General features: G+C 43.0%; 34 protein-coding genes and 1 rRNA gene. 16 read left to right on the top strand and 19 right to left on the bottom strand.

Features of this window, described 5'->3' with window-relative positions:
• A 5S ribosomal RNA gene (gene rrf / locus L650_RS0111580) occupies window positions 1–115 on the top strand.
• A gap of 267 nt (window positions 116–382) precedes the next feature.
• Here the strand turns inward: rrf and L650_RS0111575 are convergent.
• The 19 genes from L650_RS0111575 to L650_RS0111480 all read right to left on the bottom strand — a co-directional run bounded on the left by L650_RS0111575 (window position 383) and on the right by L650_RS0111480 (window position 10,803).
• Complete coding sequence (locus tag L650_RS0111575; RefSeq protein ID WP_085065475.1) at window positions 383–1,084, bottom strand: hypothetical protein; 702 nt, start codon at window positions 1,082–1,084, stop codon at window positions 383–385.
• 160 nt (window positions 1,085–1,244) lie between these two features.
• A complete protein-coding gene (locus L650_RS0111570) occupies window positions 1,245–1,583 on the bottom strand; it encodes a Mor transcription activator family protein (RefSeq protein ID WP_029773211.1) in 339 nt (112 codons plus the stop codon).
• A 1-nt stretch (window position 1,584) separates the two neighbouring features.
• Entirely contained in the window at window positions 1,585–2,079 is a 495-nt protein-coding gene (locus L650_RS0111565; protein WP_029773210.1) for a hypothetical protein, read from the bottom strand.
• Complete coding sequence (locus tag L650_RS0111560; protein WP_029773209.1) at window positions 2,063–2,746, bottom strand: regulatory protein GemA; 684 nt, start codon at window positions 2,744–2,746, stop codon at window positions 2,063–2,065. Before L650_RS0111560 ends, L650_RS0111565 begins: the two co-directional genes overlap by 17 nt.
• 225 nt (window positions 2,747–2,971) lie before the next feature.
• Complete coding sequence (locus L650_RS24335) at window positions 2,972–3,148, bottom strand: hypothetical protein (protein WP_164835560.1); 177 nt, start codon at window positions 3,146–3,148, stop codon at window positions 2,972–2,974.
• On the bottom strand, window positions 3,145–3,699 hold the full coding sequence (locus L650_RS0111545) for a host-nuclease inhibitor Gam family protein (RefSeq protein ID WP_029773207.1): 555 nt from the start codon (window positions 3,697–3,699) through the stop codon (window positions 3,145–3,147). Before L650_RS0111545 ends, L650_RS24335 begins: the two co-directional genes overlap by 4 nt.
• Window positions 3,692–3,904: a hypothetical protein gene (locus L650_RS0111540; RefSeq protein ID WP_029773206.1), complete on the bottom strand. Its 213-nt coding sequence runs from the start codon at window positions 3,902–3,904 to the stop codon at window positions 3,692–3,694. Before L650_RS0111540 ends, L650_RS0111545 begins: the two co-directional genes overlap by 8 nt.
• A 10-nt stretch (window positions 3,905–3,914) precedes the next feature.
• Window positions 3,915–4,148 (bottom strand): hypothetical protein, encoded by a 234-nt coding sequence (locus L650_RS0111535; RefSeq protein WP_029773205.1) that lies wholly within the window; start codon window positions 4,146–4,148, stop codon window positions 3,915–3,917.
• A 1-nt stretch (window position 4,149) separates the two neighbouring features.
• Window positions 4,150–4,836, bottom strand: coding sequence for a DUF2786 domain-containing protein (locus L650_RS0111530; RefSeq protein WP_029773204.1), 687 nt, complete (start codon window positions 4,834–4,836; stop codon window positions 4,150–4,152).
• 2 nt (window positions 4,837–4,838) lie between these two features.
• Window positions 4,839–6,122 (bottom strand): ExeA family protein, encoded by a 1,284-nt coding sequence (locus L650_RS0111525; RefSeq protein ID WP_085065473.1) that lies wholly within the window; start codon window positions 6,120–6,122, stop codon window positions 4,839–4,841.
• Window positions 6,109–6,360, bottom strand: a complete 252-nt coding sequence (locus L650_RS0111520) for a hypothetical protein (protein WP_029773202.1) — start codon at window positions 6,358–6,360, stop codon at window positions 6,109–6,111. The genes L650_RS0111525 and L650_RS0111520 overlap by 14 nt, the downstream gene beginning before the upstream one ends.
• On the bottom strand, window positions 6,360–6,593 hold the full coding sequence (locus L650_RS0111515) for a hypothetical protein (protein WP_029773201.1): 234 nt from the start codon (window positions 6,591–6,593) through the stop codon (window positions 6,360–6,362). The genes L650_RS0111520 and L650_RS0111515 overlap by 1 nt, the downstream gene beginning before the upstream one ends.
• 10 nt (window positions 6,594–6,603) lie before the next feature.
• The gene (locus L650_RS0111510; protein WP_085065472.1) at window positions 6,604–8,361 is read right to left on the bottom strand and encodes a hypothetical protein; all 1,758 of its coding nucleotides are present in this window, start codon (window positions 8,359–8,361) and stop codon (window positions 6,604–6,606) included.
• A gap of 5 nt (window positions 8,362–8,366) precedes the next feature.
• Window positions 8,367–9,290 carry a hypothetical protein gene (locus L650_RS0111505; RefSeq protein WP_029773199.1) on the bottom strand — a complete coding sequence of 308 codons (924 nt, stop codon included), beginning with the start codon at window positions 9,288–9,290 and terminating at the stop codon, window positions 8,367–8,369.
• The gene (locus L650_RS0111500) at window positions 9,287–9,595 is read right to left on the bottom strand and encodes a MarR family transcriptional regulator (RefSeq protein ID WP_029773198.1); all 309 of its coding nucleotides are present in this window, start codon (window positions 9,593–9,595) and stop codon (window positions 9,287–9,289) included. The genes L650_RS0111505 and L650_RS0111500 overlap by 4 nt, the downstream gene beginning before the upstream one ends.
• Complete coding sequence (locus L650_RS0111495) at window positions 9,592–9,837, bottom strand: hypothetical protein (protein ID WP_085065471.1); 246 nt, start codon at window positions 9,835–9,837, stop codon at window positions 9,592–9,594. Before L650_RS0111495 ends, L650_RS0111500 begins: the two co-directional genes overlap by 4 nt.
• Window positions 9,834–9,956 (bottom strand): hypothetical protein, encoded by a 123-nt coding sequence (locus L650_RS24720; RefSeq protein ID WP_262974677.1) that lies wholly within the window; start codon window positions 9,954–9,956, stop codon window positions 9,834–9,836. The genes L650_RS0111495 and L650_RS24720 overlap by 4 nt, the downstream gene beginning before the upstream one ends.
• A gap of 15 nt (window positions 9,957–9,971) precedes the next feature.
• A complete protein-coding gene (locus L650_RS0111485; RefSeq protein ID WP_174380506.1) occupies window positions 9,972–10,394 on the bottom strand; it encodes a hypothetical protein in 423 nt (140 codons plus the stop codon).
• 76 nt (window positions 10,395–10,470) lie between these two features.
• Window positions 10,471–10,803: a hypothetical protein gene (locus tag L650_RS0111480; protein ID WP_029773195.1), complete on the bottom strand. Its 333-nt coding sequence runs from the start codon at window positions 10,801–10,803 to the stop codon at window positions 10,471–10,473.
• Between the two features lie 139 nt (window positions 10,804–10,942).
• On the opposite strand from L650_RS0111480, the gene L650_RS0111475 reads away from it, so the two are divergent.
• From L650_RS0111475 to L650_RS0111390, 15 genes are all read left to right on the top strand, one after another.
• A complete protein-coding gene (locus tag L650_RS0111475) occupies window positions 10,943–11,401 on the top strand; it encodes a hypothetical protein (RefSeq protein ID WP_029773194.1) in 459 nt (152 codons plus the stop codon).
• 15 nt (window positions 11,402–11,416) lie between these two features.
• Window positions 11,417–11,920, top strand: coding sequence for a hypothetical protein (locus L650_RS0111470; RefSeq protein ID WP_128081061.1), 504 nt, complete (start codon window positions 11,417–11,419; stop codon window positions 11,918–11,920).
• Window positions 11,921–13,976: 2,056 nt separating this feature from the next.
• Window positions 13,977–14,663, top strand: coding sequence for a sensor histidine kinase (locus L650_RS0111460; RefSeq protein ID WP_128081060.1), 687 nt, complete (start codon window positions 13,977–13,979; stop codon window positions 14,661–14,663).
• On the top strand, window positions 14,660–15,343 hold the full coding sequence (locus tag L650_RS0111455; RefSeq protein ID WP_029773190.1) for a hypothetical protein: 684 nt from the start codon (window positions 14,660–14,662) through the stop codon (window positions 15,341–15,343). Before L650_RS0111460 ends, L650_RS0111455 begins: the two co-directional genes overlap by 4 nt.
• Before the next feature lie 61 nt (window positions 15,344–15,404).
• Window positions 15,405–15,977: a glycoside hydrolase family 108 protein gene (locus L650_RS0111450; protein WP_085065469.1), complete on the top strand. Its 573-nt coding sequence runs from the start codon at window positions 15,405–15,407 to the stop codon at window positions 15,975–15,977.
• The gene (locus L650_RS0111445; protein WP_029773188.1) at window positions 15,974–16,195 is read left to right on the top strand and encodes a hypothetical protein; all 222 of its coding nucleotides are present in this window, start codon (window positions 15,974–15,976) and stop codon (window positions 16,193–16,195) included. The genes L650_RS0111450 and L650_RS0111445 overlap by 4 nt, the downstream gene beginning before the upstream one ends.
• 1 nt (window position 16,196) lies before the next feature.
• The gene (locus L650_RS0111440) at window positions 16,197–16,550 is read left to right on the top strand and encodes a DUF2730 family protein (protein WP_223230574.1); all 354 of its coding nucleotides are present in this window, start codon (window positions 16,197–16,199) and stop codon (window positions 16,548–16,550) included.
• A gap of 153 nt (window positions 16,551–16,703) precedes the next feature.
• Window positions 16,704–17,000: a hypothetical protein gene (locus L650_RS0111430; RefSeq protein ID WP_029773186.1), complete on the top strand. Its 297-nt coding sequence runs from the start codon at window positions 16,704–16,706 to the stop codon at window positions 16,998–17,000.
• Window position 17,001: 1 nt separating this feature from the next.
• Entirely contained in the window at window positions 17,002–17,577 is a 576-nt protein-coding gene (locus L650_RS0111425; RefSeq protein ID WP_029773185.1) for a phage protein Gp27 family protein, read from the top strand.
• Window positions 17,577–19,268 (top strand): hypothetical protein, encoded by a 1,692-nt coding sequence (locus tag L650_RS0111420; RefSeq protein ID WP_174380503.1) that lies wholly within the window; start codon window positions 17,577–17,579, stop codon window positions 19,266–19,268. The genes L650_RS0111425 and L650_RS0111420 overlap by 1 nt, the downstream gene beginning before the upstream one ends.
• Before the next feature lie 134 nt (window positions 19,269–19,402).
• Window positions 19,403–20,926 (top strand): hypothetical protein, encoded by a 1,524-nt coding sequence (locus tag L650_RS0111415; protein WP_029773183.1) that lies wholly within the window; start codon window positions 19,403–19,405, stop codon window positions 20,924–20,926.
• On the top strand, window positions 20,910–21,749 hold the full coding sequence (locus L650_RS0111410) for a hypothetical protein (protein ID WP_128081059.1): 840 nt from the start codon (window positions 20,910–20,912) through the stop codon (window positions 21,747–21,749). The genes L650_RS0111415 and L650_RS0111410 overlap by 17 nt, the downstream gene beginning before the upstream one ends.
• Window positions 21,750–21,758: 9 nt before the next feature.
• Entirely contained in the window at window positions 21,759–21,986 is a 228-nt protein-coding gene (locus tag L650_RS0111405; protein ID WP_029773181.1) for a hypothetical protein, read from the top strand.
• 90 nt (window positions 21,987–22,076) lie between these two features.
• Window positions 22,077–22,382 carry a hypothetical protein gene (locus L650_RS0111400; protein WP_029773180.1) on the top strand — a complete coding sequence of 102 codons (306 nt, stop codon included), beginning with the start codon at window positions 22,077–22,079 and terminating at the stop codon, window positions 22,380–22,382.
• A 686-nt stretch (window positions 22,383–23,068) separates the two neighbouring features.
• Window positions 23,069–25,330 (top strand): hypothetical protein, encoded by a 2,262-nt coding sequence (locus L650_RS0111390; RefSeq protein ID WP_029773178.1) that lies wholly within the window; start codon window positions 23,069–23,071, stop codon window positions 25,328–25,330.
• Window positions 25,331–25,930 lie beyond the last annotated feature (600 nt).

The following is a 25,930-nucleotide window of genomic DNA, read 5'->3' as shown; positions in this document are numbered from 1 at the left end:
CTTGGTAACCATAGCGTTTTGGACCCACCTGACCCCATGCCGAACTCAGTAGTGAAACGAAACAGCGCCGATGATAGTGTAGCATTTGCTATGTGAAAGTAGGACATTGCCAGGCTCCAAATAAGAGAAACCCGTTACAGCGATGTAACGGGTTTTTTGCTGTCTGGGATTTAATAAGTAGCCAAGACTCATGCCGCAATTAATACTCACATCTAAACTTATCACGTTGATCCAAGTTAAGAAAACTAAATAATAAAAATCGCGAAAAATACGGGATAGGCTGGGATGACTTGGGATTTAGTGGGATAACATTTTAAACAGTCTTTCAAATATTGAAAGTTTGGAGGGGCGGGCAATATTGCTAATGCCCACCCAATAAAATCTAAATTGCAGCCTTATTGAAGTTTTGTATTACCTTATACTTTATATGTTCGTTTGTTGCTTCGATGATCTCAATTCTGGCACCTTTGTAGCCAATCACTTTTGAAGAGTCTAGATCGTATTCCACATCGTTATTAAACGCAGGTCTTGCGTGACTATTTGAAAACTCACGATAGCCGATGTTTACTTTACTACCAACCTTACCGCTATAAATTAATGTCTGCTGAAAAGAGTCATGCGTCAAGATAGGTTTTTTACGTCTCTCAAAGTTTGCATTATCTGTACATGAAGCAGCGTTAAATGCAGTTATCACACAAAGTTCTTGTGTGCCTTTATAAGCCATTACTGCTCTCCAAGGATCTGCGATAGCCGCTTTATCTACCATACCACCTTCATTGTCATTACTCGGCATGTAGGTTTCAGTGTCTTTATCTTCTCCCTTCTTAATGTAATAGCCAGCATGTAGGTCATACGCCCAACTAACTTCTACTTTATAAGGTAAATATATAGCATCATGTTCTGAGTATTTCCCCTGCCTAAGCATGACATCGCCGACATACGCAATATTTACACTGTCAATTGCAGGCTCACTAATTTGAGTCGACACTGGGATATAGTTGTAATCTGGGGAGGCGCATCCACTAAGAACAGCTGCACATGCAATGGCTAAAGTTGGTTTCCAATTTGATTTTGACAAAAACATATATAGTTCCATTTATTGTAGTTAATGTAGTTGTACATATTGTACAGCTGCACTTAGTTTAAGATATTTAAAGTAAATTATCACTTGAATAAAAAAACAACAGGGAAAATTCAGGTTAATTTTTGCCATAAAAAAGCCCCTTTCGGGGCTAATTGGTTGGTTAGAACAGTTCAGGTTGAATGCGTTTTGATTCGGCTGCATGTATGGCCCGAACAATTTGGTAGATGCGTTGCTCAGAATATCCATATTTCTTAGCAAGCTCTGTGTGGTTATTACCGCGAAAGTCTTGGTAAATTTGGTTGTGCTTAAGTATGGCATCAAGCCCAACACCTTTAGGGATATAAACACTCATACCACCACACTGGTGGCGAAAGTCATCGACTATTAACGTTGCCAATTTTGTAGCTTGTTCTTCATCGACTTTATTCTCTAAAAGCTTACGTTCTATCGAGTCAAGGAGTACTAATAGAGTTTCAGCTGTTTGCGCTTTGCCACTCATGTTACCTCCGGTATTTTGCTATATTCTCTTGCCACTTGCGGGTTGACTCTTCTAACGTTTCTGGTCGTTCGGTTCTTACTTCGATTGACTTGTTAGCAGATACAACGGTTTGCTTAGGGTGGCTCTGAATAAATTTTTGCTGCTCAGTCTCAAGCACCTTTTTAAGGTAAGCATGATCATCACCCATACGTCGATAGCCATTGCGTTGCCAATGATCTCGAATACTCGTAACGGTAATGTTTAATGACTGGGTGAATACTGCTAAATCAAACTCTTTGGTTAGCTCAATAACATCTTTGCTAATTTTTAATTGTCTAGCGCTCGATAGGTCTGACTTATCAGGCGTAAACAATTGAACATAATTAGCAAGCGCAGCACTTGCTTGACCTGGTAATGCTGTATAAATGCAAAGCAGCTCGTCAGATGCTTTATTAATAGCTACTGCAGATATATCTAATAGACCACGACAATGTGGGCATTTAGCGAGCTTTTGCATTACTTACCCCCTTTATGTCATCTGAAGACTTACCAAAACGGCGAATAAACTCGTTGCAGTCTTCATAAGCTTGTAGCAAGTCTAAATAGCGAACACGCTGCATGTGTGTAGGCATATTTAAACGGCTAGCTTGTAACTTAGTTTGAATGGCAAACATTTCGCTAGGTTCATCAAGCTCATCTGTTTTTAGCTCTTTGTAGTAGCGCAAAACAGCGGGGATCTTAACCATCATTGCTTGTTTCATTAAGCGTAAGTGGTAGCGTTTAAGGCGCTCAATTAACTGGTTGGCTATTGGTACCATCCAATCTAGTCGCTCAATCTCTTTGCCATCATTTAAGCCTTTTGATTGCTTAGCAGCCCACTTTTCAAGAGCAATATAACTACCGTTCTCGATCAACTTATGCGCTTTCATTACTGTCCAAACTTGACCAAGCTTTTTAAGTAATGGCTCTTTATCAAGTAATGCCTGGTCTACTTTACGACGTACAGGTTTTTGCTTTTTAAAACCGAGCTTTTCCATGCCTTTGATTACTTTGTCTAACTGCTTTTTATCCATTTGCGTGGTGCTGTCACAACCAGCCCAAGCTTTTAAGTTGGCGCGATAAACATCGTCTTCCATATTCAGATCACGCTTAGCAATTTGGATTAATTGAATTAACTTTTTCATGATGCAGACCTTACTAGTGCAACTGCATCTAGATTCCTAACATATAAGCGTTTTCTATATTCGATAGAGCAAGTGCCTTTAACTTCATCTATCTGCAGGACTTTGCCTTCTTTTTTGGATATGTGATAACTACGACCAGTTTGTCTACTCGTAACGAATGAAACCTTGTCGCCTTTATTTATAGTATTCATTGGTCCTCCAAGGCCGCCCGAAGGCGGCTAATCGTTAAGCAGATTGGCTAACGGGTTGATGCACTGCTAAGGTTTCCTCTTTAATAAACTCAACCTTTGATCCTGCATTATTGATTTTCGCTTTATTGAAACTCTTAAGTGATTTCTTGTATGAGGGAGACGAAAACATTGCCCCACCATTCACGCGTACTTTAAATGTTTCGGTACTCATGCTGGTTGCTCCGTTTCAGTTAGGTGTTCAATAGGCACATGAACAGGTTTAATAAAGAACTGTTCTTTTTGGTTAAATGTGATGCCCGGAATATCTTTAATTTTTTCACGGTGCTTGATAAGACCTGGCTTATTAACAGATGTTTTAACGCTTAGTAGATCTGATAGCTTAAGTTGTTCTTGTAGCTTTTTAAGAGCGTCAATCACATCTTGGCCGTTCTTCACTGTTACTGATAACGGTGGTGTGCGAGTGCCAATTTCGCCTACATCAAATACTCGCGACTTTTTACCTGCAGGTACTATGTCTTGCTGGTTTGCGGTAAAGAAAATTTGTGCTGATTTACTCAGTACTTTAATTTCGTTGTTGATCGCCGTTGTTTTATCTTTTAAAGACGCTTTGGCATCTTCAATAGTTTGGTTCGTGTGAGCTGTGGCAATTTCTAGTTCGGTTTGCAATTGGCCAATCCGAAAAATTGTTTGCTCGAGTTCTTCTGAGCTGCTCACAGACAGCATATCGTCTGACTTTACGCGGCGGTTTGGTTGTTTAGCCATGGCTTTCATCCTTCATATTATGGATTTGGTTTTCAAGTTTGTGGGTCGCATCTTGTAGTTGCGCTAAGGTATTAAGCGCATCTTGCTTACGGCCCGATAAAATCTCGCCATTAACCAGCTCAGTAAGTTGTGCAATGGTATAAATTGTTGGCGCGGTAGAATGGGTAAAACGTTGAGTGCTTATTTGGGCTGTTGCACTATTCATGGTTACTTCCTCAAGCTGCTTTTTCTTGAAGCCAGGCACGCGCATCTTTTATAACTTGTTGCGCGTCATCGCCTGTGAATGGCAAACCAATATCACCAATAACAGCTTGGGCTTTTGGTGTTAGGTTCTCGATAGTTATGCGGGTAGTCACTTCAAACTGAAGCAAGTACTTCGCACGTTCTTTATCTGTTTCTAACTGGCTTAGTAGTGCTTTGTTAAGCTCAGTAATTGATAAATAGGCCATGTTAAGCTCCTAAGTTGTGGTTTAGTTTCTGGTGTTCTTGTCCGTTAACAGGGCGATGTAAAGACTCTTGGCGGCCTGCCGCTATGCCGTCGAGTATGGCCTTTTTGGTATTAGCTTTCTTGCCACGCTTTAACGGTGAGCTGCTACTTAGGTCGGGGAACTCTTGCGCCATATAACGCTCAATAATGCTGGTTTCTTTTTCGCTAAGGGCGAACTCTTCAACCGTGCGGGTAATACCAAACACCCAGCCTTCGGCAAAGCGATCGCCTCGCGCTACTTTAGTTGCACGCTTACATTGTTTAGGTTGCTGCTTTACATACTCTTGGCGAGTTTGTTTTAACTTGCTCCAAAGTACCTCGTAGCAGTATTTGGCTAGTTCTGGTTGCGGGTTAATACCAATAAATGAGACTTCTGAATTGCTAAACAAACTTGACGACATTACAAAGCGGACACCAAATACACGCTTGATTAAATGCAATAAAGCAGCGTGGTAGCTCACTACTTTTCTGCAATCCGTTTCAACGCGTTCATGCTGTACATAGCTAAAATCAATGTCGCTTTCGCTAATCTTATGTTTGCGCATTAAGTTTTGTGCTTGGCGCATAGCCGCAGCTGCTTCGTGTTCATTGGTTGCCTGTTTGGCAAGCGCTAAACACTGACGAACTTTTTTAAGAATGCGAGAGTCCATCACTAAACCCTCACGTATTCTTCAGCTAACTCAGCCGTAATACGCTCTTCACCTACATCAGCGGCTTCGTTCATTAGGTTTTTCATTAGCGTGTTAACGTTGAGTGGATAACTCATATCAACCATTTCGTCTGGTCGGCCTGTTGTGCGGCCAAACTTGCGAATACCACGCAGCGCTTGTTGCATCTTTTCGATAGCGGCAGGCTCTATCACTTTTTCTGGTACCAGATTGGCGGCTTTAAGTTTGTGGTCGATGTACTCTTTTAACTCGGTACCAAGTGGCGGCACTTGTAGCTTATTTACACGGTATGCAAATTCGCGCACGTTCATTGAGTTAAGTACTTTGTCGAGTTCGGTTTGGCCGATGATGCAAATGCCAATTAACTTAGTGAAACCTTCGCTCAGCTCCCACAGCACTTTTAATTGCTTAATGGTTTCTTCATCTAAGCGGTGGCCTTCATCAATAAGCAAAATGTGGCGGTTGCCAGCGTTACAGCTGCGCGTTAGTTCTTCACGAATAATCGCATCACGGTCTTCGCTACTACGTGGCAACTTAGAAATGTTCAGCTCACGACAAATAGCCTCACTTATGGTGTTTGACGCTATTTGTTTTTTATCGATACGGGCAGGACGAATAACGCGAATGTTCGGATGCTTTGCGCGTATCTCTTCAATGGTAAAGTTCATCATCACTGTTTTACCACTGCCGCACTCACCGACAATCGCCATTAAGGTACCAACTTTTGCACAGTTGATAATTGACTCAATTACATAACGTTGCTGTGTGCCTAAGTAAACGTGATCAATGCTGTAAATCTCGTTATCCCATGGGTCGCTAAGAACATTAAAATGTTGTCTTGCTCGTGGTGTAAGCATTTTTGCCTCCGGTGTTTCAAATACAATGTGCCCGTTAATTGAATCTTCATGACCAATGATCAGGCGTCTGGTTTTATTGCTATGCTTCCACTGACTGCCAGTGGTTACTGCATTGCTGTGTGGATCATCCAAATAGATTTGGTAAACGTTGCTTTCGGTTACTAAGCCATTCTCAATTGCATAGCGCTCAAGGCCGCGTTTAACTGCTTCGCGGGTTTTTTCGCGTTTAGGAAATTCAGACTTAGTCACAATTTTGTTCAGCGTTGCTTCGCTGGTTTTTACATCTGCATGTAGGTCTAACCACTGCACTAACTGCTTGTAAGTGATATTGCGGTTCGCCATCATCCGGCCTAGTTTTATCTTCCAGGTCTTTTGGCTGATCTTCTTTTTGTGCTCATTAGGTTCGTTCATGCGGACTATTAACCTCTTCTAATGGCATATAACCTTCTTCAGGATATTCAGTGCAGTGAACAGTCAAGCCTTGGTAAACCTCACCGTTTTCTAGTTGCACCTGTTTATCAACTGAGAGGGTGTGTTCAGTTGCTAAAAAGTCCTCTTCGCCTGGACCATCACAAGGTGTTTGCACACGGATCCCTGCAAAATTACAAATCGATATGATTTGCTTGGTTGATAGGGTTAGTTCTTTCATTAGGCCACCTTCCTGTATTGGTTTGGATAAGTGGCAAGTACGCGCTCAAAAAACTCGTCGCGTTCTTTTTCGTCATTGAAAATGTACTGGCCTTTTTCGTCGGCAAGTTCAGTCCAGCGCTTTGCATCAATAAGCTTTACATGCACCATGTACACTGTGCGTGTACGGCCAGATACAACGTTAAACGGTGCGCGCTCTGCTTTACGTAGTTGATGTTTTTTACTGCATCCCATGGTGGTTCTCCTAACGGGTAAAATTAACCACGTTTAAGTGGTTTGGTTTGTCTAAGGTTGCTAGCTCGTCAAGTAAGCTAGGTAATTGGCTTGCCTCGATACTGCGATCAGCAAGGTATGTTTTTTCTTCGGGGGTAATTGGTGTGCCGCGCTTGGCCACAATGGCTTTGCGTAAAGCAACACCGCTTAATCGGTTAGTTGGTTGCTGCAGGCCTGTATCAACTTGCTCACCACGAACACGCATAAAGTCTGGTGTTTGCAGTTCGTTTAAATGGCTATGCGCATCGAGCGCACCACCAAAAGGCACCGCTTTTTTGCCGCGTTTGGCTTTTGCTATTTGCTCATCGCTCATGCCAGGGTAAGCATCACGCTCAGCTTGTTTACGAGCAGTATCAATGGCGGTGTCTTTAGGCGCTTTCATTTGTTCGCCAATCACAGCTCCAGTAATATCAAAGCCCGCATCATCAACTTCTATTGGTGCAACAGTGTGTATTTGCTGCTCGCCTTGATACTTGCAGTACACTAAAATTTCGCCACGCTCAGAGAGCGCCATAGGCAGCACAAGTACTTTTAGGCCTTTGTAAATACCAACCAAACCATCAAGCGCATATTTTTGGCTGCGTTTAACAGTAGGGTGTACAAAGGTGATCGATAGGTCTGGTTTAACCGTGCGGGTTTCTTCTTTATGAGTAAGCAACCAACGACAAATGTCTTCGCTTGGTAGGTCACGTACTTTGCCGTGTGCCATACGTTTCATCCAAAACTCATAGCGGCCTTTACCATGGCGGCTGTGTTTTGCTGAATAGTTAGGTATTTGGTCGGCGTTGTATGCGTTTTGCCATGCAATAACACGTTCGTTTAGTTCTGCTACGCTGTTTACAGGCTCAAACATCAAACGTGATTCAAATAGCTTCTCAACTAAGTTGTTCGCGTTTTCTACTTGGCCTTTCGCGCGAGCGCGGCCCACTTCGTGATCAATTACATCAACACTCAGTGCATCAAGTGCGCGAATAACAGCCCCAGCGGTGTTTGCTGAGCCTTTATCCATTACTAAAATGTCGGGTAAACCACGCATTGGGCACTTTTCATCATTGTGTAAGCCCCAGCACCACAGCAAAAAGTCATATAGGTTTGCCATGGTTTCACCCGCGCTTTCGTAATAACGAACACGAACTGCACCAGAGTAATGATCGGTAAGAACATAGCGCCAAACGCGTAGGTTCTTTATCTTTTCAAGGTTCTCTGGCTTGTTCTTATAAAACTCGTCATCGCTCATAAAGCGCTGAACACGGCCTTTTTTGCCACCAGGCGGGTAGTAAATTAAGCATAAGCTCGGATCTACTTGGTGTACGTGGTTTGGATAAAGGCTACGTAACTGCACATGTGCTGTGCTTTGGTTAAGCATTCTTGCTGTGGCGTTTTGCTCACGTAATAACTTACGCACTGTGCTTGCGCTTTTAAACTCACAGCCATTGGCCGCTAAAATGCTCATAGCATTTGGCGTTTCTACAATTTGCTTGCCATTTTTACGACTGCCTACAGCCAGCATGGCTTTTAGTTTATCGAGGCTTTCAGGGTCTTGGCTGCTTTGGCCTTTGTCAGCTCGCGCTTTACGGCCACTGCTGTAACCGAGTTTTGCTAACTCACGGTAGAAGGCATCTTTACTTAGCCCTAGGCGCTCTTTAGCTTCAGCTAAAATCTTGCCTTTTTCGCCGTGCTTTGCGTTTTCGATTCGCTGTTTAAAACCAAGTAAAATATCGTCAGCCATGATGCTTACTCCTCGTTACTCATGGCGCTGTCGTTTAGCTCTTGCAATACATCAAGGCTTGGGCGCATTTTTGGTAGGTAGCCCTCAAGAATGCTTGATGTTTCAAGCCAAGATTGCGCAAAATCTTCTGCTAGGGTTTTAAAGCTATGCAGTAAACCAGCAGCAAGATGCTCAACAACTTGTGGCGATAAATCGTCGTTATCTAAAAAATGATCTCGTAAGGCTATTAAACGGCTAAGTGATTCAACAGCATTGCTTTCATACTTAGTGGCTTCAAATAGCAGGTGTTTTGTTTGGTCTTTCCAGGCATCGGCTTTGAACTTGGTGCTTTCAAGTTCTGTTTGATAGTCCATGGCTTTCATTTGGTACTCGTCGCGCATACGAATAGCCACTTGGCGCTGTGAGTCTAACTCTTTGGTTTTTAGCTTCTCGGCATCTAACTCTTTTTTGTGCTGCGCTTTTAGGTCATCGATTAAGTCTTTTACCGCCTCTTTATCACCGGTTTCTACCGCCTCAGATTCGATAACTAGCGCTTGTTCATCTGATGGCAGTTGGCGTAGAGCTTTTAAATCGCGATAGCCTAAACGCATAGCCTGTGCTTGCTCAAAGAACGCCTCACCAAATTGAGAAAGGTTTAATAGGCGTTCATCAACACTCTTGCGACTCATCCCTAAGATCTTTTCGCAACATTGATCCCAAGTGGAAACGGTTTCCAGTTTTCCCGATTCGCCTTTATAAGTTAAGCCCTTGTAATTCTTAGATTCTTTAACTTGTTGTAAGATCTTTAATTCGGAAACCGTTACCAGTTTTCCAATAAAGTTGAATGCTTGAATTTGTCCAAGTTGCATTAACGCATCTTGCTTTGAGGCAAGTACTTGTGTTGTTTCAACTGTGATTTGTTGTTCTTGGGGTGATAATTCGGTTGTCATACGATTGCTCCGTAATTTTTACGATCTTGTTCAAGTTGCATAGCACGCTGATTAATCGCTAGTTGTGCGCTGTTGGCGATGGTGATAAGGGCTGGCCCCAAACGTACTTTGTTTTGGTCCCATGGGCAGTGCTCAGCAAAACCTGCATGGATCAGATTTTTAATAACTGACGTTGCTTGTGGTTGGCTGATACCCATACGCTTGGCTAGTTCACCAGGGCGCATACCATCTGCTTCATGACCACTTAACGCCTTAATAGCGTTTAAACCACGTTGCATGGTGGTTGATAGGTATTGTTCGCTCATGCTGGCACCTGCTGAGTTTGATAAAACTCTTTTAGCTCTCTTACACAGCTTGGACAGGCGCTATCTATGTCGATATGGCTGGTTTTAACTTGTCGCCAACCCATATAGTTAGCCGCTGCTATAAAGGATTTGTTAGGTATGGTGCCGTGCTCAGTGCGCTTACAGCAGTTGCACTGCAAAGTGAACGTTGACACCTTTATATCAAGCTGCTCAGTGGTAATAGGCTGAGTTAGTAAATTCATGATCTGTATTCCTTTTGGGCTATGGCCTTTAGCTGCTCCATCGTCATCAAAAACACCGTTTTAGTGCTTTGCGGGCGAAATTTAGGCGGTTTTTGGTCTTTGATAGGGGCAGTTTTCATGGCATTTACTCTGTGTTAGTTAACCGCTGAAGGGTGATCAGCTTTGGCTTGGGTTAGGAGGTTTTTAGCTTTGCTTTGCAGTTCTTCGGCTTCGAGTTGGTAACGGGCTGCTTGTTCTAGCATTTGGCCGCGTTCATCAAATACACGATGCAAAATTGGTTTTAATAATTCATTGGCAATACTGACATTGCCCACAGCCCAGCAGAATGCTGAAAGGTATTCCATAGGCATTGACTGCTCTGAACTGGGCGCTAACCACTTATTTAATTTACCCGCATTAATGACGGCATCACCTGCGAGGGCATCGTTCATACGATCAGCGATGCGTGGGCGTGAATAGCCAGAATCTTGAATGGCTTTGTTTAGTGCTGCTAAATACAAGTACCGTACATCACAATTTGGTGCTTCTTCTGCGTTTAATATGCTGTTTGAGTTCATGGTTTGTTTTCCTCTGTGTTTTGAAAATAAAGAAATTTTTAGGGTTAAAATTACCTAAACCTTTCCCTGTTCTTTTTTAACTGGCGACCGATAATGAGTTGTGTGCAGGAGGGATGGGCTGTCCCTTGCGTAACGCGGTAATAATTTGAGAGGTCCTTTTAGAGCGATCTTTAGGGCCTCTTTTATTCGGAGTGAAGTAGGCTTCTACATCACCAAATACTTCTTCAAGGGGGTGGCTTAAGCAATGGCTTATAGCCTGTGCAATTGGCTTTGATTGGCTTTTGCGTTGGCTAACCATAGAAACAAGTGAAACACTGACCTTTTTGGCCTTCGCAATATCAGCAAACTTTATATCCTTCTGATCTAAAAGTTGCTTTATCTCTTCGTGGGGAATGGCTTTCTTAATCATAAAAAGTTAACCTTAAAATGTTTAGTGAATTAAATTTGAGTTCTTGCGCTTCGCTTTTTAATGTAAGTGAATTAAATTTAATTCGTCAAGCTAAATTTTAAAATTAAATATATTAAATTTAATCTATTGACTAGGTATTATGATTTCAGATAAAGTTAACCGTGTTGAATTTGATGCGATTATTTCTAGGTTGCATAAAAAATTAGGCACCGAAGGAAGTGATCGGCAACTGTCCATTAAGATTGGCTTGTCGCCTTCTGGTATCAGTGCGAGTCGTCGCTCTGGTAATTTGCCTTTTAACCATATTGTTGAGACGTATGTTCAATATGGTTACTCGGTAGATGAGTTAATTTATGGAAAGAGCGCAGACTCAACAAAACAAAAAGCCGCAGCCCCCACAAGTGATGATGCTTTGCGAGCATTAGATATGGTCGAAAAGATATTAGAACGGGAGTTGTATAGTAGAAATTTGCCAGCGGATAGATTATTAACAGTGGCCAACAAGTTACGCCCAGTGTTAATAAAGGCCTGCTTTGAAAATGATTTTTGCGAACCACTTGTTGAAACTATGGCAAAGGGGGCGCTAACGTTGGCATAAATGGAGTTTTACCCAATGTTAAAAAGTATTGTACTTTCAGCCCTAACATTAGCCGCTTTTACCTTTACGAGTGCGACTCAGGCTTTGGAGCCTTTGCCTGATAGAGCGCGTGTTTCATCTATGCAAGCTCAGCTACTGTTGCCAGACAGCAGTAGCTTAAGTGTAGATATGAACTTTGATTGTGGCTCAGCGTTTGAGTCAACAGGGATGATTATTACAAACGAGCGTGGCGCTCAGCTTTTAGCTGCTGCATACACGCATATGTACGGACAGGAAGCCGGTGAATTTGTGATGCAACAGTGGTACACAAAAAAACACCCTGATGACCCGCGTAAACCGACCTTTCTTATTGTTAAACCCAACCAAAATATTAATTGGGAAAAACCAGCAACGGCTAAAACAAGCCTGTTACAAGCGCGAACACTTGATGCTCAAAGTGTGAGTAGTGACGATGCAACCCCTGATTACCAGGCAACGGTTGAGTCGTTCTGTGGTACGCGCAACCACGTACAATATTAATAATTAGGCTCTTATAATAATAAATGGCGCGGCTTAAGCTGCGCCGACCAAGGAGAGGGGCATTGATTATGTCTGTTAAAGCACGTTTATACGGTGGATTACTTTTCATTGTGCTTTGCCTATTTTCAACAGGGGCAAGTGCGCATAGTACACCTAACAACATGACTGAAGTGGTACAGGGCAAGAATGGTTTTATGTATTTTGCTAGCCACGAAGGTTTGTATAAATATGATGGTTATCACTTTGCATTAATTGAGGCGCTGCCAGCACAGTGGGTATATGCACTTACAACGAATGCAGATAAAAGCATGTTATATGCTGCAAGTAATGGTCATATTTATGCTTACGATGTTTTAACAGGCAATGTTAAGCAATTTGCCGAAGTAACCAGTAAAGATATGGCTGTAAATGGCCAGCATGTTTACGCCGCTACCTCGAAAGGGGTTGAGGTGTTAAGCAAAAAAAACGCTGGGAACCTGCAAGCGCTGGTTGGGCAAACTGTGTTAAAAGTGCTATCGCACGATGGCCAAGTATACGCACTAACCAATACAGGGCTTTGGCATTTGAATTTAAACCATCAGCGTCAGCTGATAAAAATGCCCATACATTCAGGGTTAATTGCCGCTGTTGGCGATAGATTATATATAGCCCACGAACAAACCCTTTATAGTTACGACCTCATCACAGAACAAGTTCATAAAACCTCACTTAACACCACACCTAGCGCTATGACCATCTATAAAAATAGTTACTTAGCGATGGCTATGGCGGGTGAAATTCGTTTGTATTCAACGCTCGATAAACAATTTGTATCGGGTGTTTTGAATAAAAGTAAGCTGTTTTTTAATAGTGTTTATGCTGACTCACAATCAAACCTTTGGGCTGTAGCTGATAATGAATACGAGATTATCTCTCAGGATTTGAATCAGTTTAACCTGCCACTGGTGAGTAGATACAACGTGCTAGGTAAAGATAATCAGAGTTTATTAATGGGCACCGATTCGGGTGTTTATCGCTTTGTGCAGCGCCAGTTCGTGGCAATGGATGCGTTAAATAACGCGCTTAGCCAAGAGCAAAGCAATGAAATTACCAGTATTGCCAGTGATAAAGTAACGCTTGTTGGCACTACAAATGGTTTATATGTGTGGCAAAACGAGCAGTTAAGCCGATTGGCGAATGGTTATATTTTAGGTATTGAAAAAATTGCCGGCTGTTGGCTTGTGTCTACCAGTGGCCAAGGCGTGATAGTGATTGATGATAACTTGGTCATTGAAAAAGTACTGAATGTTGACAGCGGCCTTGCTGCTAATGAAGTACTGGCAACCAATAAGTTTGAGCACTTGCTGTATATAAGTACTAGCAAAGGTTTGAGTGTGTACAACGTTAAAACGGGTAATATGAGCCACAGCCTTACAACTCAAGCAGGCAAAGTAAGTAAAGTGACGATGCTTGATAATAGCGTTTATGTAGCCGCTTATGGTGGTGGCCTGTATAAGCAAATCAATAACGGGTTTAAATTGTTAGTAAGCCCTCGGTTCATTACTGATTTAGCGGTGTTCAATGGCAGCTTGTACATTGCAACTACAAACGGTTTATTTACGCTGGTGGATGAAACGGTTGTAGCCATTCCTCATACTGAAAAACAATACTTTGGCGCTAATAGTTTAATGGCTTATAACGGCGCGATGTATGCGGTGTCGAACAATGGGTTATTAGGTTTGAGCAATACGAACTTGCAAAACGATAAGCCTGTTTTGGTGTCGTCAATGAGTGTGAATGATGCCAGCTTAAATGCATTAAATGATGTACAACAAGCTAGCCAAATGACGTTGCACTTTAGTAATTTTGACTATGCACTTACTCAATATTACGACTATCAATATAGCCATAATGGCGGTGNGAGCCAGTAGTTCACTTTAGCCAGTTAAACGAAGGTGAACATAGCTTAGTTGTAAGAGCTACGTTAGATGGTAGCCACTTTGTTAAAAGCGCCCCCATAGTATGGAATGTTCAAGGTTCTTTTTATAAAAGCGATGCCTTTGCGTGGGTGTGCGCTGTGGTAGTGGTTTTATTGTTTGTTGCAGTATTTTTTGTGTTTTTGCAACGCCATAAGCAAATGCGCGAAGTATTTAGGCGTATGCGTGATACCAAGCAACAAACTGCATTAAGCCAGGGCTTTAGAAAATTGGTGTCGGGTTCGCATTTATGCCAAGGCAATGATTTACAGCTAAGCGATGGCCTGCTGCAGCTGGACGAAGCAAAAGATATTTTATTACCTGTTGTGTACAGCCATGGAGCGCTGGGCAATACCTCGCTTGAAGATGGCCTTAAGATGCTCTCGGCCAATACATCACTGCAATATAGCCAAACAGAGGTTGAGTTTAATTTAGCGCTTGGAAGCAAAGCTTTACCTGAGAAGCTAAGCCAAGACATTTACGCGTTTATTAATCATGCTTTTATAAATGCGTTGCAACATGCTGAGGCGCGTTACATTGAAGTGAGTGGTAAGCGAAGCAAAGATGACTTTGTGATCACTATACAAGACGATGGTAAAGGAATTGCCTTTTTAGATAAGTTTATGCGCTTTGGTACCGGCCTTGAATCGATGCACGATATTGCCCGTTCGTTAGGCGGTAAGCTACGCATTAACCGAGGTATTAAAAATGGTACCGTGGTGCAGTTGAAGTTTGGTGTTAGAGATAGCAGTAAACATATTAAACCAAGAGAAACAGTGAGTTTATGACAGACAAAAAAGAAAAAATTAGTTTTACACCTTTTCCTATCGAAAAGTTGTTATTAGCATTTAGAGCAGAAGGTGAATTAACGTTCGTTGATTCAGCAGATGACTTGAATGTGTTTCCAGAGTTCATTAAGCATTATGATCACGTATTAAAGTTTGTGGGCCAAACACTCGAAAGCATCGAAGCTAAACATAATCGAGTAAAAAAGTTGCTCGATTCACTAGAAGAAAGAGGATTGGTTACTAAATATCGTGTAAGAGAAATGAGATATAGAGGCCAAGTAAATACGTTATTTTTTTTACACTCGTATAACTTCACAGCAGATGGGTTGGAATTGGTTTTAAAACTCGAAGCTCATAACGATGCTGAGCGACGCCATAAAGATTCAGTAAGGATAGGTATTGCTTCATTCTCAATAGCATTTTTGTCAATATTGGTGGGTGGCTACCTAACGAATAAAAACATTGAATTAAGCAAAGAACGACTCAAATTATCACAAGCCAGAATAGAGTCATTAGAAAAGCAGGTTAGTACTCAGCCTGTTGCATCTAAAGAAGAGCTTAAGCAACTGATGCTTGAAGTTATCGAAGAGCAAAAACAAGCTGCTCAGAATGAGTCAACCAAAGAGACTCCACCACTTCAGAACTTGAAAGTTGAGGAACAAACAAAAACTCCCAACTAACCCTCATTTTTACTAAAACCCTTTAATTTAGCCCCCCAGCAAATAGCGCCACACTGGCGCTATGAAAACACAAAACTTTGCCGACCTTACCCCGAATTACAGCCGTGCATTTTTATTTTGCATGGACTGGATATATGAGGCAGAAGGAGGCGACTCTGATCATAGCGCCGACAAAGGTGGGCGAACGCGGTATGGCATAAGCCAAGCTGCTTACCCGAATGTTGATATAGCTAATTTGACATGGCCTCAAGCCATGCGCATTTACCATCGTGATTTTTGGCGCGGTAGCCGTGCTAAAGAACTGGCTGAGTATGGTTTATATGAATTAGCCATGTTGCATTTAGATTCAGCTATTAATCATGGCGTGCCACTGGCCAATATGCTTTTGCAGCAAGTATTGCGAGTAAAGGTTGATGGCATATTAGGCTCACGCACCTTTGCTGCAGCCATTAACGCAAACCAAACGAACTTAATGGTTGACTACTTTGCACGCCGCGCAAGCAAATACAGCCGTATTGTAGTTAATGATCCTAGCCAAATTGCGTTTTTATTTGGCTGGCATCGTCGCTTATTTAAGCTTGAAAACCGCATCGAGCGCGTTATTCGTGAACTTAAAATGAGTGAGGTAGCATGAAAAGTTATCCTCACTACGTTAAGCGTGGTCGCGAAGCGCGCATTAGCACTTACCAAAATGGTACCAACCCAGACCCACAGAGCATTTGCCCTGTGGGCGACCCCACTTTAGTTAATGAATTTTTAAAAGGCTGGCACTCAATTAGCGGTGTTCGCCTTGAAGCTGAAGCCCGCATTGCAAATACGGCAAAAACAAATAGGAGTAACCCCCGTGGATGATATGAACCAAATAGTTAAATGGTACCCATGGGTGCAAGGAGCTGTGCTGGTTTTTTTCTTTGTAGGTGCGTATGTGCTTAAGAAATCATTTGCTAGCAAGGATGATGTGACGGCACAAGACAAGCGGTTGCAAACGGTAGAGCAAACGTATGTGAAGAATGAAGATTTTGCTGAAGTCAAAGCGGCTGTTCAACGCATCGAAGTTGAGGTGAAAGACTTACCTCAAAATGTCAGTGCGTTAAGTAAAGAAGTCGCCAAGCTACAGGGTGAAAATAATCATTTACATGATCTTTTAAAACGCATTGAGCATCCGCTTAATTTGATTGTTGAATCAAAAATCTCCGGTAAACAGTAATGCGAAATGAGCATGAACTAGAGCTGTGGTTTGTACTTTGTCTGTTAATCGCTGGGTTCTTTTTTTTCATGTGCGTGTGTTTTTGGCTTGTTTTTGCGTTTTGCCAATTTGTTATTGCGTTTATTTATGAGCGCTTTTTTAAGGGTGAGGACAATGAAAGACCTATTTGATGCTGATCAGCGTTTAGTTATTTTGCGTGCCTTAAATGAGGCGGCAGGCTATAGCGCTAACTGCAGTATGTTGAGCTGTGTATTAGCAACCTACGGCCACAATATTAGCCGCGATAGAGTGCGTGCCCATATGCGCTTTTTAGAAGATGTGGGTTTGCTCACTATTGATGTGGTGGGTGATAAAACCTTGGTTGCACGGATTACTGAGCAAGGCGCTGATGTTGCCACTGGCCGTAAGTCGGTTGACGGTGTTAAGCGTCCAGCACCAGGAGGCAACTAACATGGCACGCGGCAATAAGATTGAGCGCTTACCTGAGCATATACGTGAAAACTTGCGCGAGATGCTAGGCACTAAGCAATACACTTGCCAGCAAATTGCCGATGCGATTAACGACGAACTGGCAAACATAAGTGGTGAGCAAACCGATGTTGAGTCAATTGATGACAATACGGTTTGGCGTGAAAAAAAGCGTATTGAACAAATTAGCCACGATATTAAACAAAGCCAGGCTTATGTTGAGGCGCTATCGAAACAATGCGATTTATCGAGTATTGGTGATACTGGCCGAGTGTTAATGAACCTACTGCAAAGCGCTGCGTTTAAAACAACCTCTAATTTAATGAGCCAAGAAGATCCGATTGATCCTGAAACGCTTGGTGATTTGGTTTTAAGTATTAGCCGGTTGCAACGCAGTGCAAACTATAACGCCGACTTAGAAAAACAAATTGCTGAAAAAGCCCGAAAACAAGCGTTAGCCGAGGCCCAAGAGCAAGCAGAAAGTGCAGCTAAAACGGCAGGCTTAAGCTCTGGCAATATTGATTTAATACGCCGAGCCATTGCTGGGGAGCGTTTGTAATGGCAATGGACACACAAGAGTTAACGTCGATCTTATTACCGTACCAGGCTGAATATGTTTGGGACCAGTCGCCCGTTATCATTTATGAAAAGTCGCGCCGTATCGGTTTAAGTTGGGGCGAGGCTGCAGCGAGTGTACTTGATGCTGCGGCAAGTAAAGCAGCTGGCGGCATGGATTGCTGGTACATCGGTTATAACAAAGATATGGCCGAAGAGTTTATTCGTGACTGTGCGAACTGGGCTAAAAGCTTTAACGAAGTGTGTGATGACGTAAGCGAAGAGATTATTACTGATGAAGGTAAGGATATTCTTACTTATGTAATTCGCTTTGCCAGTGGCTTTCGAATTATTGCGCTGAGTTCTCGGCCATCAAACTTACGTGGTAAACAAGGCCGCGTGATACTTGATGAAGCTGCATTCCACGATAATTTAGATGAACTGATTAAAGCCGCTTTTGCCCTGTTAATTTGGGGCGGTAAGGTGCGCATTATCAGCACCCATGATGGTGAAGAAAACCCATTTAATTTACTCATTAAAGAATGTCGCGCAGGGAAAAAACCATACAAGGTTTACCGAACAACATTTACAGAAGCGCTAAGCCAAGGCTTGTATAAACGCATTTGTGCCATGAAGGGCCTAGAGTGGACTCAAGAAAAAGAAGATGCCTGGGCGCAAGAAATATACGACTTTTATGGTGATGGTGCGGCAGAAGAGCTTGATGTGATCCCAAGTGCAGGTGGTGGTGTTTACATTAACCGTATGCTGGTTGAACGTTGCCAGCATCCAGATAGCAAAGTAGTTCGCTTAGAAAAGCCTGATGATTTTGTTACGAACCCTGAGCGTACTCGCATAATTGATGATTGGCTGAAAGACACTATTAAGCCGTTAATTGATGCCATGCCAGGTAAACGAACTGTGTTTGGGCAAGACTTTGGCCGAAGCGGTGACTTAAGTGTGTTGTGGCCAATGCAGCAAGAAAGCCCTACTAAATACCACACGCCATTTTTAATTGAGTTAAGAAACATTCCGTTTGATTGCCAAGAGCAAATTACCTTTTACCTGCTCGATAATGTGCCGCTGTTTTTTCACGGCAAATTTGATAGCCGAGGTAATGGCCAATCGTTGGCAGAAAAAGCCATGCAACGTTATGGCGAGAGCCGAATTGATTGCGTGATGTTATCGCGGCCTTGGTACAACCAATTTTTCCCTAAATATAAAGCTGCACTCGAGAGCAAATTAATTACCGTGCCTGAGAGTGAAGACGTAGTGGCTGATCATCGGCGCGTCATTTTAGATAAAGGCCAGCCAAAAATGGATGATGGCCGAGACAAAGGCAGTGATGGTAAATGGCGACACGGCGATACTGCCGTTGCGGGTGTACTGGTAAATGCAGCAACTTTGGAAGAGGGCGAGCCAGCTGCAGGTGTCAATGTGCCTAAAGCTGAAAACTCAATTAATAGCCGACCATCTCGCTTGCAAGGCCGAACGCGTGCAGGCGGTTTGTTTAGACGAGCAATTGGCTATTTGGCTCCAACTAACAAGGTAACACTTCAGTACTTTAACGGCTCTGAATGGATATTTATTGGCAACTTTAGAAATGAGCAACTTGCTTGGATTAGTTTAGGTGGTGATGACTTCAACTATCGAACGATAAATGAAAGTGGCCAAGTGCTAACAGATAAGTCTGGGTAAAAATCAAAAACTAAGGGTGACGCTCTCAGAGCGATTTTAAGCGTTTGCAATGTGTTTTGAGTGCCATTGCACGGAAAATTTTATTTAGCGCCGCCTAGGCAAATGTAAAAGATTTACAAAAGGGTTAAAAAGCTATGTTTGGTTCAAAAAAGCGCAAGGCAAAACAAGAGGCAGAATTTGCAGCAAAAATTGCGGCAATTGTTACTGAAACAATTGCAAGCAACACTGCTGCAAATGAATCAGCTACCACATTTAAAGAAGCAGCAGGTGCTATGGCTGGCTCAATTGATGCTGATGACCACTTATATTCAAAGCTCTCTGGTGATTCTAATCGTAACTTAAGTGGGCCAACCCGAGCACGCATGAACAAAATAGCGCCTTACCTTTGGCAAAGTAACATGATTGCTAACCGAATTATTGAGTTACCGCTCGCGTATTTATTGGCGGAAGGCGTAAAAGTCACGAATGATGATGAAGACTATCAAGCCGTCATCGATGCATTTTGGACGCACCCAATTAATAACATGGCTATTAAGCTTGAAAAGAAAGTGCGTGAGCTGTCGATATTTGGCGAGCAGTTTTACCCTGCCTTTGTAAATCCGCTTAGTGGCGAAGTGCAATTAAGCTACCTAGACCCTGCCCATGTTGAGGAAGTTATTTACGACCCTCGCAATCCAGAGCAGCCGGTTGGTGTAAAAACCAAGCGTATGACAAATGGCCGACAATACATTTATAGAGTGATAATCAATGGCCCAGAATCGGTGTTTACCAAACAAACGCAGCGATTACGTGAAGGTTTTAATGATGGCGATATTTTTTATTTTTCAATTAACAGCTTTTGCGCCCACGGACGGGGCAACTCTGATTTAACTGCGCAGTGTGATTTTTTAGATTTATACGACGACTTTATTTTTGGTGAAGGCGATCGTGCTGAAAACTCCCGGGCGTTTGTGTGGGATGTTACTTTAAAAGGCGCTGACCAAAATAAAGTAAATGCTCGAGCTGCAGAAATTCAAAGCAACCCGCCAAGACCAGGCTCAGCAAATGTACATAACGATTCAGAAGAGTGGAAAGCAGAAAGCCCCAGCCTAGGCTCTGGCGACACCGAGGCCTTAGCAAAATTATTTAGAAACCACATGCTCGGTGGTGCGACTATGCCACCAAGTTGGTTTGCTGACGGGGGTGACGTTAACCGTGCGAACGGCGAAGCCATGGCAGAGCCGACATTTAAAATACTTGCTATGCGCCAGCGCTACATTATTTATATGCTGCACGAAATAGCGACCTTTGTTATTCGCCAGTACTACACAGCAACCATGGGCATTGAGCCTGACCGCATGGTTGAAACTGATGTGTTTAAGTCAAAAGTGGTGATGCCAGAAATGACCGCTAAAGATATAAGCCGCTATGCTGCTGCACTGCAGCAAGTTGTGGTAGCGGTAAACCTAGGAATTACGCAGGGCATTATGACCGAAGAAACGGGGTTAAGTGTGATTGCATCAATTGCGGACCGATTAGGTGTTGAGATTGACCCTGAGCAAGAGCTTATAAACGCGCAAGCTGCTATTGCCCAAAAAGCGAAAGACCAGGTAAAGGCCGACACATTTAACGAGTTTGATGGTGCAGACGATGCAGGCGTAGATGATGACACCGAGTGAACGAACCAAGGCCTTTAATAAAGCCCGTACAGCACAGCTCAAAGCGCTACTTAAAAATAAGCAGGGGCTTTGGGATTCGCTGTTGCGTTTGCTTGAGCTTGCTGAAGAAAACACGCAAACCATTTTACAAGGGCAGCCGACAGATTGGCAGCAATGGCACTATGGCAAATTGCAGGGGCAAATTAACCAGGTGATGCTTGAACTGGGTGAGCGAAGCGCTGCACAAATTAAAGCCTTTTCACAAACTACTTGGGTGGCTGGCATTAATTTAATAGATGCGCCACTTAAAGCTGGTGGTGTAACGGTAAATGCTATGACGCAGCTTTTACAGCATCGCCAGCTTGTGGCCATTGATAATTTTATGGTTGACCGAATTAAAGATGTATTAAGCGGTAAGGCTGATTATATTCGATCGCAACTTGGTCTTGTGATGATGGGGGCGCAAGATAGCGAAACTGCTAAAAAAGCCATAGCAGAAAGTTTAGGCGAGAAAAAAATGTGGCGCGCTAAGGCGATTGTAAACACTGAGCTTAGCCGCTTGTATAACACAGCAAGCCATATGCGCATGAACGAAATTGGTGATGCAGTACCAGGCATGGAAAAAGAGTGGCGTTTAGGTCGGCGTAAAGAACACCGCGTTAGTCACTTGGCCGCAAACAATACTCGAGCTGCTGCAAATGAACCTTTTACTATTGGGGGCATTAAGATGATGCACCCTCATGACCCCAAAGCGCCAGCAAAAGAAACAGTCAATTGTAGCTGCTTTACGGTACCAGTGATGAAACACTGGGAAGTTGATCCGAATCTGACAGTAAAAACTTAGGAGATAGAAATGACACTATTAATTTTATATGCGTATTTATTTATAGGGTTTGGTTTTGCTTTGGCATCGTGGCTAGAATCGGCTTCAAAAAATGTTAAAAGTAAAAAGAGTGTACCGGCCTTTTTTAAGGTTGGGACTATTTTTATTTTGTGGTGGCCGTTCATTGTTGTTTACTGCTACCGTGCCTATGTAAAACGAACGGTACCACCTATCGATTGGGATGCGCTTAACAAATAAGAAAACGTGTTTGATTATGATGGCAAGGTCGTTATTATTTTAAAGGGACTTTTATTATTTTGAATTAGCCATCATAAGGACACGTTAAAAATGGACCAATTAGAAAGCGTTTGGCAACAAGTATTAAAAAATAAAGATTCGGCAGCGGCATTACTAACACTTATAAATGAACATAGCGATTTACTGTATTTGTGGAAAGAACCTCGCTTTGAGAGTGAACCTCAACAATACCATGTAAAAATTATTGAAAAGTTAGATAACCCGTTTAGAGATGAAGACGATGCATTGTTTGATGAATACCAGCCTATTTTGATACCCGATATTGAAAACGACCTTACTGATTTAATCGAGAAAAGCGGCGTTAAACCCATGGACTGGGGAAATGAACTCACTTAATTTTCCTAAAACCCTTTAATTTAGCCCTTCAACAAAACCCCTTACCTTAAAGACTCATTAGCCATATTCACAACCATTGAGGGCAACATAATGAGTCTTTTTGCTTTACTTACTAAAGGCCATGCTGTTTTAGAAATTGCATCTAAAGCGCTTGAGCTATATGAAGAAGTCGTTGACTTAGGCGACGATAATAAACCTAAAACCGATGAACGTGGCAACACGCTTACCAAAAAACAAACCCGCCAAGTTAAGCCAGATGAAGTGTTCGACTTTAAAGTTGAACGCGAAACAGGCGTTGTTAAAGCGTTAACTAAAGCAGGCCAACGTGTTGAAGGTGTACTTGCTGTTGCAGACCTTGCTAAAGCGGTACTTGCCAGTGATGGTGAGAATACCAGTGAGCTTGCACACGCCTCTGATGATGCTGCTCAAGCATTGTTAGCTAAAGCAGAACAAGAAGCGGCAGCAAAGGCCAAAGCAGCGGCANAAGCTGATGACATTATTGCTAAGGCCAAAGCAGATGCTGAGCAAGAAGCAACTGCGAAAGCGAAAGCTGCAGCTGATGAAGCAGAAGCTATTATTGCCAAGGCCAAAGAAGAAGCTAAAGCACTTTTAGAGCAAGCTGAAAAAGACGCTGCAGCAACAAAAAAAGCGCCAGCTAAAGCTGCGGCTAAGTAAGGGGCTAAATTATGTTGACCCTTTTACCAACAGGAACCGGCTTTTTAGGCAATCGCGCATTTGTTGAGGCTAAATCATCTGATTATCACGATGTGATGACGCTTGTGACTGCAGAACTGCGTAAGTTGCTGGCAACTAACTCGCGTGATAGCTGGGTTGATATTACAGCTTTTTATGCTGACAAAGTGGTGGTTCGTAAAGATGGCCGTTACTGGGCATACCCTTATGCGGTGAGTGAGTTAAATCAGGTGACGTTTGAAAACGCCATTGAAGTCGTCAAAGAGTATAAGCCCTCTGACGTGGTTAAGTTAACCGAAGCCTGGTATGACGAAACTAAGTTTATTGAAGCTAGTAATGTTAAACCTAGTAAGTTTTTAGTGACCTTGATTGAGGTGGGTAAAAGCTTAAATGGTGTTGACTATCCAGCCCACGTTCTGCGTGAAGCAGCCCCTTTGTTTAACGGTGCTAAGTGCATGGTTAAGTCTGATGACGACCATCTTAAAGGCACTGCCCAACACTTTAATAACCTAATTGGTCAATTCAGCAATGCACAATTTGTTGAAGGAGTTGGTGCAGGTAAAAAAGGTGCACTGCAGGCTGATTTAACTGTGCTTGAAAGCTCGGGTTATGCCACAAAATTGCGCGAAGCCGTTGATAACAATATGCAAGACCTGTTTGGTTTAAGTATTGATGTGGACGGTACGGCCTCTGGTAAAAAGGGCAGCCGCACAGCTAAGAAGTTCCTCAAAGTTAATTCCGTCGATTTGATCATGGTACCTGGTGCAGGTGGTCGGATCGTGTCATTTAAAGAAGCTCATAATCAAGGCAATGTCATGAATGAACAACTAATGCGCCTACTCGAAGCGCTTAAAAAATCGAACCCTCAGCTTGCAGCATCTGTGACAGCTGAAGATGATGAAACAGCCATTGTGCAATTAACTGAAGCACTGGCTAAACACGGTGCACCTGATGCTGGCCAAGGTGCAGGTTTAACACTTGCAGATGTAAACAAAGTGATTGCTGACAGCCAGCGTTTGGTTGAAGCAAAGCAAAGTGCTGTGGCGTTAATTAATAAGTCGACTTTGCCAGACGCCGCCAAAACGCGCTTGGTAGAAAGCGTGCAAAGCAGCGAAGACGTAAGCACTGATAAAGTGCAAAAGCTGATTGATAGTGAGATTAGCTATTTAAGCAAGTTTACTGAGTCGGGCAAAGTGAACATGCCTGAAGGCGCGCAATACTCAGATAACCCAAGCGGTGTAGAGCTGCTTACCGCACTATTTGATCCGGCTAATAAAGATGTAGTGAGCTTAAAAGAAGCTTACATTGATTTAACGGGTGATAAGCACTGTACAGGTCGTTTAAGCGATTGTAGCCGTACGCGAATGGTCGAAGCGCTTGATAGCGATAGCTTACCAAATGTGTTGGCCGATGTTGTAAACCGCCGAGTAGTTGAAGTGTATGGCAGCTTAGAAAAGTACCAGCTATGGCGCAAAGTATTCCGTGTTGCTACTGCGACTGATTTTAAAGATCAGAATGTGACTGAATGGGGTGGCTATGGCGACCTACAAGAAGTACTTGAAAGTGGTGCTTACCCAGAACTTGCGAAACCTACCGATAGCAATGCGAAGTATCGCGTTAGCAAAAAAGGTGGCTTAGCAACCATTACTATGGAAATGATTAAAAATGATGACCGCAACATCATTACGCAAATTCCTAATAAGCTGGCTCGTGCCGCTGCGCGCACACTTAGCAAGTTTGCGTGGGATTTCTACCTAAACAACCGCAATGCCCCAGATGGCAAAGCACTGTTTCATGCTGATCATAACAACTTGTTTAGTAATGCACTAAGCCAGGAAGAGTTAATGGTGCATTGGCGCGCCATTATGAATCAGCAAGAGCTTGATACAGGCGAGATGCTAGAAATTGAGCCAGCGTTCTTGTTGTGCTCGCTGGGTAATGTAGATGCAGCCTTTGACTTGTTCCAACGCATGCAAAATAACGACAAGGGTTTTGCGCAGCAATTAAACCTTGAAATTCTGCGTGTGCCTGGTGCGACTGATCCAAATGATTGGGGCTTAATGACCGACCCTAGTGAGCTTGCCAACTTTGAAATGGGCTTTTTAGACGGCATGGAAAACCCTGAGATTTTCACGCAAGACATGCAAAACGTGGGCACTGTGTTCACGAACGACCAAACCACAATGAAGATGCGCCACATTTATGGTGGTCAGTGTACTGACTTCCGTGGTGCGACTAAAGCGCTGGTTCTTTAATTCCTTGGTTCCTCTGGTGATTGGATGACACGGTTGCGCACGGATGCGCTTTATAAGGTGTTTTAACTATGTACGCAGACAGACTCCCAGCTTATGTACAAGACCAAGCAGGCATTTTAAGCGCTGATGAAATTGCCAGTGCCTATGCCGATATGCTGGCGAAGTACCAAAAAGATACGGGTAACGTTGAGATTGCTGCAGAGCATGTGGATGCCTGTTTAAAACTCGCAGCGGCAAGCTGCATTGATAAGTTGGCCACGTATTACGCCAACGATGATAACAGTACGATTTCAAGCGATAGCGTTGACCACGGCACTAAAGCCGACAGTTTCAGACGCATCGCCAACGGCTNGGTTGTCGTTAATGACAATAAAAGCAGTGCGCATGGTAAGGCTGTGCAACTGCCTAAGCGCCAACGGTTGCGCTAATGACTGTGCGAATTACAGCAAAGGGCTTTGATGCATTGACTGAGCTTTGGCAGCACTCACCAGCAATGGTGCAAGAGCAGCTCTCGAGCGCAATGAATGAGTCGGTAGCTTACGCACAGTATCAAGTAGTAAGCAGAACTCCTTTGGGTAGCGGCGATGGTGGCCACTTAGC

This window comes from Pseudoalteromonas sp. TB51 (assembly GCF_000498055.1).
Classification (GTDB): domain Bacteria; phylum Pseudomonadota; class Gammaproteobacteria; order Enterobacterales; family Alteromonadaceae; genus Pseudoalteromonas; species Pseudoalteromonas atlantica.
Note: the sequence above shows the minus strand (reverse complement) of the source record. Positions and strands in the feature narration are given on the sequence as shown.

Excerpts from the sequence above, each read along its gene's own strand:
- L650_RS0111575 (WP_085065475.1), bottom strand. The coding sequence starts at position 1,084 with ATGTTTTTGTCAAAATCAAATTGGAAACCAACTTTAGCCATTGCATGT.
- L650_RS0111570 (WP_029773211.1), bottom strand. The coding sequence starts at position 1,583 with ATGAGTGGCAAAGCGCAAACAGCTGAAACTCTATTAGTACTCCTTGAC.
- L650_RS0111565 (WP_029773210.1), bottom strand. The coding sequence starts at position 2,079 with ATGCAAAAGCTCGCTAAATGCCCACATTGTCGTGGTCTATTAGATATA.
- L650_RS0111560 (WP_029773209.1), bottom strand. The coding sequence starts at position 2,746 with ATGAAAAAGTTAATTCAATTAATCCAAATTGCTAAGCGTGATCTGAAT.
- L650_RS24335 (WP_164835560.1), bottom strand. The coding sequence starts at position 3,148 with ATGAGTACCGAAACATTTAAAGTACGCGTGAATGGTGGGGCAATGTTT.
- L650_RS0111545 (WP_029773207.1), bottom strand. The coding sequence starts at position 3,699 with ATGGCTAAACAACCAAACCGCCGCGTAAAGTCAGACGATATGCTGTCT.
- L650_RS0111540 (WP_029773206.1), bottom strand. The coding sequence starts at position 3,904 with ATGAATAGTGCAACAGCCCAAATAAGCACTCAACGTTTTACCCATTCT.
- L650_RS0111535 (WP_029773205.1), bottom strand. The coding sequence starts at position 4,148 with ATGGCCTATTTATCAATTACTGAGCTTAACAAAGCACTACTAAGCCAG.
- L650_RS0111530 (WP_029773204.1), bottom strand. The coding sequence starts at position 4,836 with ATGGACTCTCGCATTCTTAAAAAAGTTCGTCAGTGTTTAGCGCTTGCC.
- L650_RS0111525 (WP_085065473.1), bottom strand. The coding sequence starts at position 6,122 with ATGAACGAACCTAATGAGCACAAAAAGAAGATCAGCCAAAAGACCTGG.
- L650_RS0111520 (WP_029773202.1), bottom strand. The coding sequence starts at position 6,360 with ATGAAAGAACTAACCCTATCAACCAAGCAAATCATATCGATTTGTAAT.
- L650_RS0111515 (WP_029773201.1), bottom strand. The coding sequence starts at position 6,593 with ATGGGATGCAGTAAAAAACATCAACTACGTAAAGCAGAGCGCGCACCG.
- L650_RS0111510 (WP_085065472.1), bottom strand. The coding sequence starts at position 8,361 with ATGGCTGACGATATTTTACTTGGTTTTAAACAGCGAATCGAAAACGCA.
- L650_RS0111505 (WP_029773199.1), bottom strand. The coding sequence starts at position 9,290 with ATGACAACCGAATTATCACCCCAAGAACAACAAATCACAGTTGAAACA.
- L650_RS0111500 (WP_029773198.1), bottom strand. The coding sequence starts at position 9,595 with ATGAGCGAACAATACCTATCAACCACCATGCAACGTGGTTTAAACGCT.
- L650_RS0111495 (WP_085065471.1), bottom strand. The coding sequence starts at position 9,837 with ATGAATTTACTAACTCAGCCTATTACCACTGAGCAGCTTGATATAAAG.
- L650_RS24720 (WP_262974677.1), bottom strand. The coding sequence starts at position 9,956 with ATGAAAACTGCCCCTATCAAAGACCAAAAACCGCCTAAATTTCGCCCG.
- L650_RS0111485 (WP_174380506.1), bottom strand. The coding sequence starts at position 10,394 with ATGAACTCAAACAGCATATTAAACGCAGAAGAAGCACCAAATTGTGAT.
- L650_RS0111480 (WP_029773195.1), bottom strand. The coding sequence starts at position 10,803 with ATGATTAAGAAAGCCATTCCCCACGAAGAGATAAAGCAACTTTTAGAT.
- L650_RS0111475 (WP_029773194.1), top strand. The coding sequence starts at position 10,943 with ATGATTTCAGATAAAGTTAACCGTGTTGAATTTGATGCGATTATTTCT.
- L650_RS0111470 (WP_128081061.1), top strand. The coding sequence starts at position 11,417 with ATGTTAAAAAGTATTGTACTTTCAGCCCTAACATTAGCCGCTTTTACC.
- L650_RS0111455 (WP_029773190.1), top strand. The coding sequence starts at position 14,660 with ATGACAGACAAAAAAGAAAAAATTAGTTTTACACCTTTTCCTATCGAA.
- L650_RS0111450 (WP_085065469.1), top strand. The coding sequence starts at position 15,405 with ATGAAAACACAAAACTTTGCCGACCTTACCCCGAATTACAGCCGTGCA.
- L650_RS0111445 (WP_029773188.1), top strand. The coding sequence starts at position 15,974 with ATGAAAAGTTATCCTCACTACGTTAAGCGTGGTCGCGAAGCGCGCATT.
- L650_RS0111440 (WP_223230574.1), top strand. The coding sequence starts at position 16,197 with ATGAACCAAATAGTTAAATGGTACCCATGGGTGCAAGGAGCTGTGCTG.
- L650_RS0111430 (WP_029773186.1), top strand. The coding sequence starts at position 16,704 with ATGAAAGACCTATTTGATGCTGATCAGCGTTTAGTTATTTTGCGTGCC.
- L650_RS0111425 (WP_029773185.1), top strand. The coding sequence starts at position 17,002 with ATGGCACGCGGCAATAAGATTGAGCGCTTACCTGAGCATATACGTGAA.
- L650_RS0111420 (WP_174380503.1), top strand. The coding sequence starts at position 17,577 with ATGGCAATGGACACACAAGAGTTAACGTCGATCTTATTACCGTACCAG.
- L650_RS0111415 (WP_029773183.1), top strand. The coding sequence starts at position 19,403 with ATGTTTGGTTCAAAAAAGCGCAAGGCAAAACAAGAGGCAGAATTTGCA.
- L650_RS0111410 (WP_128081059.1), top strand. The coding sequence starts at position 20,910 with ATGATGACACCGAGTGAACGAACCAAGGCCTTTAATAAAGCCCGTACA.
- L650_RS0111405 (WP_029773181.1), top strand. The coding sequence starts at position 21,759 with ATGACACTATTAATTTTATATGCGTATTTATTTATAGGGTTTGGTTTT.
- L650_RS0111400 (WP_029773180.1), top strand. The coding sequence starts at position 22,077 with ATGGACCAATTAGAAAGCGTTTGGCAACAAGTATTAAAAAATAAAGAT.
- L650_RS0111390 (WP_029773178.1), top strand. The coding sequence starts at position 23,069 with ATGTTGACCCTTTTACCAACAGGAACCGGCTTTTTAGGCAATCGCGCA.